This is a genomic window from uncultured Sphingorhabdus sp. (genome assembly GCF_937872355.1).
Taxonomy (GTDB): domain Bacteria; phylum Pseudomonadota; class Alphaproteobacteria; order Sphingomonadales; family Sphingomonadaceae; genus Sphingorhabdus_B.
Map to the genome: position 1 here is coordinate 1 of NZ_CALMSV010000132.1, position 4,729 is coordinate 4,729.

General features: G+C 52.9%; 6 protein-coding genes. 3 read left to right on the forward strand and 3 right to left on the reverse strand.

Going from position 1 to position 4,729, the window contains the following annotated elements; translation table 11 throughout:
- A partial coding sequence (gene trbI / locus Q0239_RS08170) for an IncP-type conjugal transfer protein TrbI (RefSeq protein ID WP_298601001.1) occupies nt 1-692 on the forward strand: 692 nt, incomplete at its 5' end.
- Nucleotides 693-934: 242 nt separating this feature from the next.
- On the opposite strand, the gene Q0239_RS08175 is transcribed toward trbI, so the two are convergent.
- The 3 genes from Q0239_RS08175 to Q0239_RS08185 form a co-directional block, all read right to left on the reverse strand.
- Nucleotides 935-1,549, reverse strand: a complete 615-nt coding sequence (locus tag Q0239_RS08175) for an isoprenylcysteine carboxylmethyltransferase family protein (RefSeq protein ID WP_298601004.1) — start codon at nt 1,547-1,549, stop codon at nt 935-937.
- A gap of 788 nt (nt 1,550-2,337) precedes the next feature.
- The gene (locus Q0239_RS08180) at nt 2,338-2,592 is read right to left on the reverse strand and encodes a hypothetical protein (RefSeq protein WP_298601007.1); all 255 of its coding nucleotides are present in this window, start codon (nt 2,590-2,592) and stop codon (nt 2,338-2,340) included.
- A gap of 179 nt (nt 2,593-2,771) precedes the next feature.
- Nucleotides 2,772-3,341 carry a DUF3859 domain-containing protein gene (locus Q0239_RS08185; RefSeq protein WP_298601010.1) on the reverse strand — a complete coding sequence of 190 codons (570 nt, stop codon included), beginning with the start codon at nt 3,339-3,341 and terminating at the stop codon, nt 2,772-2,774.
- Nucleotides 3,342-3,697: 356 nt separating this feature from the next.
- On the opposite strand from Q0239_RS08185, the gene Q0239_RS08190 reads away from it, so the two are divergent.
- Together Q0239_RS08190 and Q0239_RS08195 are read left to right on the forward strand one after the other, a co-directional pair.
- Entirely contained in the window at nt 3,698-4,036 is a 339-nt protein-coding gene (locus tag Q0239_RS08190) for a sigma factor (RefSeq protein ID WP_298601013.1), read from the forward strand.
- Nucleotides 4,037-4,095: 59 nt separating this feature from the next.
- Nucleotides 4,096-4,729: DUF1109 domain-containing protein (locus Q0239_RS08195; protein ID WP_298601015.1), on the forward strand; the 634-nt coding region annotated here is incomplete at its 3' end.

A 4,729-nucleotide genomic window follows, 5' to 3' on the forward strand; every position in this document is an offset into this window, starting at 1 on the left:
TGACCGGTCAGCAAATCGACCCGAACGGACAGACATCGAAAGAGAACTTCTTCAATGCGGACTTGCAAAAGCTAGGCTATCTGCCGAACCAGGTTGTGCCGCAACGCTCGCCATTTGAACTCAAGCGCGGCTCGGTCATTCCGGCGACCCTTATCACCGGCATCAACTCCGACCTTCCCGGACGCATCACCGCGCAGGTATCACAAAATGTATATGACAGCGCCACCGGCCATCGGCTCCTCGTTCCTCAGGGGACGCGGCTGCTCGGGCGCTACGACAGTAAGGTCTCGTTCGGCCAATCGCGCGTGCTCGTCGTCTGGACCGACATCATTTTGCCGAACGGCTCAACCTTGCAAATTGGCGGCATGGCCGGTACCGATGCGCAGGGCTACGGTGGCTTCAGCGACAAGGTCGACCGAAAGTTGCTCCAGACCTTCGGCTCGGCGATCCTGATCGCCTTGATCGGCGCTGGCACCGAGATGGCGATCCCGCGGGATCGCAACTCCTTCGGGATGGAGAACAGCGCCGAATATGCGGCGCGGCGTTCGTTTGCAGAAACCTTCGGTCGGATGGCGGAGCGCACGATTTCGCGCAATATGGACGTGCAACCGACTCTGGAGATCCGACCGGGCTACAAATTCAATGTACTGGTGGACCAAGACATGGTGTTTCCCGGAGAGTATCGCGGATAGCGGTTAGAGAGATATTGTTACTTGCGCGCCTCGATTGCGGCCTAGAGAGCATCTATTGTACTCGCCTCCAACCAACAGCAATTGGTCGGCAATAAATTCTCCAAATACGAGACATCACTTCAGCACGGTGATATTGCGCCTCAATACAACAATAGGTGCCGCAGCAATCTCAGAACTCGTCCATTCCCCAAAGGCGCGAGAGATCGACTCAGCCGATAAGTCGTGTTGTCCAACACGAAGCACTATGGGAGTCGGAATATGATGGGTATGGATCCACTCTCTCGCAGCATCTCCAGAACCTCAAAGAGCGGGATCGCGAGCAAAAAGACGCTAGCATCGCCAAATGTTCGCACCAAACCAATCGTGTTTATTGCTAACTTCTCGTCAGTCGTCCAAAGGGACAAATCGGGCAAGAAGCGAGGAACACGCGACAAATACGCTTCGTACTTCTGTCCATGCTGACTGACGAGAAACCGTTCTTCTCGTGTCACGACAATTCTGAATACTAACCAAGTGACGACGGCGGTGATCAGGCTCACAATCACGCTGCCAGACAGCGCGCCGATGCCAGCAGCTCCAATGATTGAAAACGTGTAGAGCGGATTGCGACATATGGAGTAGGGACCGCTATCGACCAGATGTGCGTTCTTGTATCCTGATATATACAGCGACGACACTGAACGACCTACAATGCATATAGCGAGAAGCAATAATCCAACTGCTTCTATGTGTCGATGAACAGCATGCCCCCACATCGGGGAAAAAAGCAGCATTAGCCCGGCTCCGCATAGCGCCAATATACCGATAGCTATTTTTCTTGCCTTCTGAACCGCTCCAAGATCGTCCGCATTTGTCATGATAGACCGCGCTCTTTTCGTAACCGTGCAATATTATTCTGGGCGTTAAGCTCGCGCGCCACCTGAACTCGCCTTCATTTTAGATTCCGAATGGCGTGAGCGAGCTTGCACTTACAACTCGCGCAATGACGCGAGCGCTACGTTTGCTGTTGAGCGACCGAATTGGCGCCAACCTCAAATCGCAGACGTGCAGCGAGGAATGATCAGATTGATCGAATTGGAGACGGCGTTTGGGACGCGAGCAAGAGCGGACGCGGTTCCGCTAATATCATGATGAGATATTCATTTGCTGCGTGCAGGTCGTCATCATTGACTTGATCTAAAACTGCGAACATCGAGCCGCAGTGGCAATGCATCTCTAAAGATGATTGTACGCTCGTATCGCTTTCATCGGCGCCGCTCGCGGCAACAATCAATTGGTGGCTGCTACGTAGATTGGTGTGCTCCAGATGCAGGAACCTATGGAAAAGCCCTACATGGATGATTGCGAGCGCACAAATGAGCGCGAATACCCGGCGAAGCACGGCACCTCTTTGCCACGATGTGCAGCGCGCGCAACGCACGACAGATTCTCCAAAAAGGCATGTTAGTTTTAGGAGGGGCGAGCTGTTATGGGGCTATTTCGTTGAAATTAAGGCGACGAGATGCCGCGCAATCCCTGCCTCACATCTAACGATACAAATACCTCCCGTTGAGATGGTGCTTATTAAATACTCGACGCGCCAATCATATATTAGCAAGCACGGGCGGGTTGCAGCCAGAGCTGCAAACCCGCCGATACTTCCAGTTTAGCTGATGCACATCTTGGCGCCCGGCAGAGCACGGCCGGGATACGCTCCAAATATTGACCATTCTCGAATGAGTGAAGAGCGTATGTTCAGATCGGGATCGGCCGATACAACACGACCCATCAGCCATCCTCCGCCGCAGACCACTTCAATTGTCTGACCAGGGGCGACGCGTTTCTGCTTGCCGGTCTGTGCGAGTGCATTTGTGCTGACTGACATAGAGATAAGAACAATTGTCGCCACCAGCGCTTTCATTTTCGCCATCCTTCTATGTTGCGATCTGGAAGTTTGCGAGCTTCCACATAGAAGTTCGTTGTACGCATTCGATACGTTACAGGAATCCTGTTTTCATCAAGACAAATACTATGACGTTCCCTTCAAAGAAGGTTATGCGTGATCAGCGATCTTCGGTTAACACAGAAGCCAAGCAACAATCATTGATGTGTCGGTAAATGCTGGTTCGTGCCCACTACAGTGGTGCAACCGGACGAGGTAGCAGGTTCATCCGGCCTAAAAAGGCAAAACGATTGTTCTTGCAACTTTCGTTCGCCCACCCAAAATTCGAATACCCATTCCCCAGCAATTCTCTCCCAATCCTGATCAAGATTATATTCGCGGTAGCCAGGCACGCCGATTCGCACCGGCAATCTATATTCGTGTGCGACGTAGCGGCGATTGGTGTGAGGCTCGAGGATACCATTTTCGGGGAACCGAGTGACCATCCGGAGTTCAACTAAAGCGCCGTTCGGCACACCCTTGACTAAATAACGCACCCCAAATCGAGTGAAGCGATCCGCCGAAATCGACGTCGTGTTCGCGAGTAACTTAACCCGATCGACAGTATGAATTGCGCCAGCAGTTCCGATGTAATGTGACGGCCCAACCGTTTCTGCCCGATATATGCCACGTTCGAAGATAACGAGTTCGTCGATGCGAGAGGTCTGGGCAGCGGCAGGGGGTGCGGTTGTCAGGATAATCAACAGAATGAACCATATCCGCCGCATCGCCGGCCTCCCATATATCGGTATGCTCCCCATCGCAAAAGCGATCGAGCAACACAAAGTATTGCCATACGCCGTTGGCGCTCCCGTCCTGTGATGATCTTCAGGAAGTCAGGGCAGCACCGGAAGCGCTGCACCAAGCAGACCATCCGGCGGGGTTGCTGACAACCGGACAAACTTTTTTTGGACGTGTAACGATTCTGGGCTGATGTCCGAATTACCAAGGTAGGTGCCTGTCCGGACTAGGTCGGGCAGCGGAACTGACCGGCATGAATTCGCGACCAAGTAAAAGCGAGAGCGAGCTCCGAACTCTTCTCCTGCAAGGGCTTGACGGGAGCTCGCAGGCGTATCGCGCATTTTTGCTCGAACTTAGTCAGTTATTGCGCCTGTATATCAAGAGACGCTTTGATCGTCTCAATAGGCCGGCAAATGATGCCGAAGACGTGGTTCAGGAGGCGTTGCTTGCAATTCATAACCGCAGGCACACCTATGAACCGGATCTACCGGTCACAGCTTGGGCTTATGCGATCGCACGCTACAAGCTAATTGATCATTTGCGCGCCAACAATCACGAGTTTCAGATGATACCTCTTGATGACGTTGATAGCGTCGTAGACGTAAGAGACCAAGTTGAGGCCAAAATCGCTGTTCAAAATGGCGTCTCGGCGCTACCCGATTCTCTGCGTCTGCCGAGTTAACGTTCACAGAGGTCTCAAGGCACTTGCGCGTCTCTGCGGAGTGAAGCGAGGATCGCCAGATGAAAACTGACGAGTTGATTGACACCCTCAGTGCAGATCCACAACGCCGGAACACCAACCGGCCCTTGGCAACGATAGCTCTGGCAGTGTTTCTCGCATGCCTTGGAGCATTTATTGTATCGCTTGTGTGGTTTGGTCTTCCGACAGACCTTGCCGATGTTGCAAGCACTGGAGATCACGGCTTCTTTGTCAGAATTGCCTTCTCTGTAAGCGTCACGTGCTGCGCGTTCTTCGTCGTACGTGATTTAGCAGTCCCTGGGCGTCGCCAGAGGATGCCTTCGCTTGTCGCAATGGCGCCTTTTGTATTTTTGGCAATATTGGCTCTTCATGAATTGAGCAGCATGTCTTGGGACCAGTGGCCCACCCACTCAGGGCATACGTCCTGGTTGACCTGCCTGTGGCAGATTATAGTGCTTGCTATTCCAGCATTCGCAATACTTGTGGTAGCGATGCGGCGCCTGGCGCCGACGGATTTGCGTCGTTCGGGATTCTATGTGGGCCTGCTTTCGGGAAGCATCGGGGCCATGGGTTATATCCTGCATTCAAAAGACGAAAGCATTGTATTTGGAGCCATTGTCTACACCGTTGCAATTTTGATCATTGCAGCAGTCGGCGCGTTTCTTGGGCCACGAG